The 2,781-nt window shown below is 55.4% G+C and carries 3 protein-coding genes and 1 pseudogene; all 4 read left to right on the top strand.

What is annotated here, in order from left to right; all coding sequences use genetic code 11:
- Nucleotides 1–383 (top strand): response regulator (locus tag ACUCV0_RS23970; RefSeq protein ID WP_482213922.1); only part of this gene is annotated, 383 nt, incomplete at its 5' end.
- A 41-nt stretch (nt 384–424) separates the two neighbouring features.
- A complete protein-coding gene (locus ACUCV0_RS23975) occupies nt 425–718 on the top strand; it encodes a hypothetical protein (protein ID WP_482213923.1) in 294 nt (97 codons plus the stop codon).
- Between the two features lie 63 nt (nt 719–781).
- Nucleotides 782–1,564: pseudogene (locus ACUCV0_RS23980) on the top strand (MCP four helix bundle domain-containing protein); the annotation flags it as partial.
- A 27-nt stretch (nt 1,565–1,591) separates the two neighbouring features.
- Nucleotides 1,592–2,422: a methyl-accepting chemotaxis protein gene (locus ACUCV0_RS23985; protein ID WP_482213924.1), complete on the top strand. Its 831-nt coding sequence runs from the start codon at nt 1,592–1,594 to the stop codon at nt 2,420–2,422.
- Nucleotides 2,423–2,781: the final 359 nt, after the last annotated feature.

The raw sequence follows: 2,781 nt of genomic DNA on the forward strand, positions 1-2,781 counted from the left end.
GTGCTGGCGGTCATATGCTTAACCTGTCGAGCTTCCGGATCGTTGTGGTTGAAGACAACGATACCCTTAGCAGTATTCTTGAAGACTTCTTTGCAGATCGCGGAGCAAAGGCCACCTATTTCGATAATGCGGATGATGCGTTGGTGGCTATTCTTAAAGAGGGCAAGCCCGACCTGCTCATCACCGATCAACTCTTGCCGGGGCAGCTCAAAGGAACCGATTTGGTCCAACTACTGCTCGGTCGATGGCCCGATCTGCCAACCGTCCTGACCACGGGATACGGCTACGAAATTGGGCGAGACCTACCGGCACAGGTGGTGTATTTGCAAAAGCCGTGGTTGCTTGACGCGCTCGAAAAGGCGATCGCTGACGCCTTTCGCTGACCTGTCTTGGATGCTTTCCAGATGTCGACTCCCGCCCTCACATGAATCTTCCCTTCTCTTTCGACCCTGAGGCAGCTTATGACTTGGTCCCCTTGGCGGGTGACCTTGGGCTGACGAGTCGAATCATCGCTGGAAGTCTGTTCATAGCCCGGCATGGCACGTTGGATCAGGTGAGGGCATGGGGTGAGATTAGGGAGCAAACGCTCTATCTAACCGGTACCGAGATCGTGATCGGCCAACTGCTGGGTGCCATCCTGACGCTTACCCGAACTCAGGCCACCTTCAAGCTGGTCCGGATCGCTGATGCCGCCGAGCGGTCATCAAGTCCTGCTTAATCATGCCGTTACAGCGGCACTAGGGTTCAAACCCATATCGTAGCCACTTAAGCAGGACATCCCATGGTCTGGTTCAACAACCTCGCGCTAGCGAAAAAACTCGCCATCGCTTTCGGCCTCTGCACCCTGATTACCCTTGGAATTGGTGCCGTGGGCATGAAGGGGATCGTGACACTCAATTCCCTACTGGACTCGGTGCTCAACAATAATCTTAGGTCAATCACACAGCTCAACGACGCCAAGAGCAACGTCATCGCTCACAACCGGGACCTCTTCCGCCTGATGTCGATGACCTACGGAGGCGCCCCTCAAAGTGAACGCGATCGCGTAGCGACGTCACTGCGTGCCAACCAGGGCGAGGTGGAAAAGCCGTTCTCCGCGTATCGCGCAACGCCACTGGAGGGCGATGAAAAAGCGGCAGGTGATGCGTTCGAGCAGGATTGGAAAAGTTATTTGGCGGGCGTGGACGCAGCCATAGGCCTGCTTAGAGCGAATGATGTTGCTGGGGCGTCTCGCGTGATCGACGAACAGGCCCAGCCCAGCTATCGCAAGACCATGGCGTCATTCAAAATCATGGTTGAATCCAACCAACGCCAAGGCCGCGAAGCAGGAGCCGCTGCGATCAGTACCTATCAAGGGGCATTTTGGCTCCTGGGTGGCGGCTTGGGGCTTGCCATACTCTGTGCGGTAGCACTGGGCATTGTCATTACACGTCTCATCGTCGCTCCGATCCGCGAGGCTGTTGCCAGCGCCGAACGCGTCGCTAAGGGCGACCTGACTCACCCCGTCCTCAGTAGCCGTTCCGATGAGGCTGGCCAACTGCTTCAGGCCCTAGGCTCCATGCAAAGCAGCCTGAAGAGTACTGTCCAGCAAATGGACAGCGCGGCGACACAATTGGCCGCGGCAGCTGAGGAACTTCATGCGGTTACCGAAGAGACGGCAAATGGTCAGCTTCGTCAGCATAGCGAAGTGCAGCAGGCCGCTACTGCCGTCAACGAGATGACCGCAGCCGTTGAAGAGGTGGCGCGCAATGCCGCTACCACCTCTGGCGCCTCGCAGCAGACGAGCCGTGAAACTCAGAATGGGCGTCACCAGGTACAGCAAGCGGCGCACTCCATGACCGAAATGGCCGGCGAGATCAATGACTCGACTCAAAAGGTGCAAACGCTAGAAACTCAGATCCGTGAGATCGGCCAGGTATTGGACGTCATTCGCGGTATTGCAGAACAAACGAACCTGCTGGCGCTCAATGCAGCTATCGAGGCCGCGCGGGCCGGCGAGCAAGGACGAGGTTTCGCTGTTGTAGCCGATGAAGTCAGGGCGCTTGCACATCGGACGCAAGGATCAACCGGTGAGATTGAGCGCATGATGAGCACTGTCCGCTCCAGCGCAGAGGAGGCGGTCAGTGCGATGCATAAAAGCAAAGCCTTGGCAGATGATACTCAACAGCGAGCTAACCAAGCGGGTGAGGCCCTGGATCGAATCGCCACCGGCGTCGCCGAAATCGAAGAACGCAATCTGGTCATCGCGAGCGCAGCTGAGGAGCAAGCTCAGGTCGCAAGAGAAGTGGATCGCAATCTAGTAAACATCCAGGATCTGGCCACCCAGACAGCGACTGGCGCGCAGCAGACAGCAGCATCCAGCCAAGAGCTTTCGCGTCTCGCCATTTCTTTTCAAGGTTTGGTGGCACAGTTCCGTTACTGACAGATCCATTGAGCTATCGTAAATAGACCAGCTGTATTTCACCATTGAGCGCTCTGGATTGAGCGCTTTTTTATATATTTGGGCTTTGGATCAGCTCGGTCGATGGAAAGGTTTATACAATCCAATGCCTTTCGAGCGCAGTAAAAAATTAAATAGCAGTAGCGTTATCACAATAGTGGTTCTTGTCTTTGCAACTATTATTATCGGTGCCTCACTCGTTACAGGGTTAATGGGCTTCTGGTAATGGTTGCACTTGCTCGGCGTTCAAGTACCAAGTTTGCGGTATGGCTGCCAGGGAAGTATTGATTGATTCAGATAAGTCATGGGGGCTAGTCGTTTTCTGTGGATGCGCACGGGAC

The organism is Pseudomonas sp. VMV1 (assembly GCF_056790235.1).

What these genes read in the sequence shown, in the direction of transcription:
- ACUCV0_RS23975 (WP_482213923.1), top strand. Translation starts at nt 425, where the DNA reads ATGAATCTTCCCTTCTCTTTCGACCCTGAGGCAGCTTATGACTTGGTC.
- ACUCV0_RS23985 (WP_482213924.1), top strand. Translation starts at nt 1,592, where the DNA reads ATGGACAGCGCGGCGACACAATTGGCCGCGGCAGCTGAGGAACTTCAT.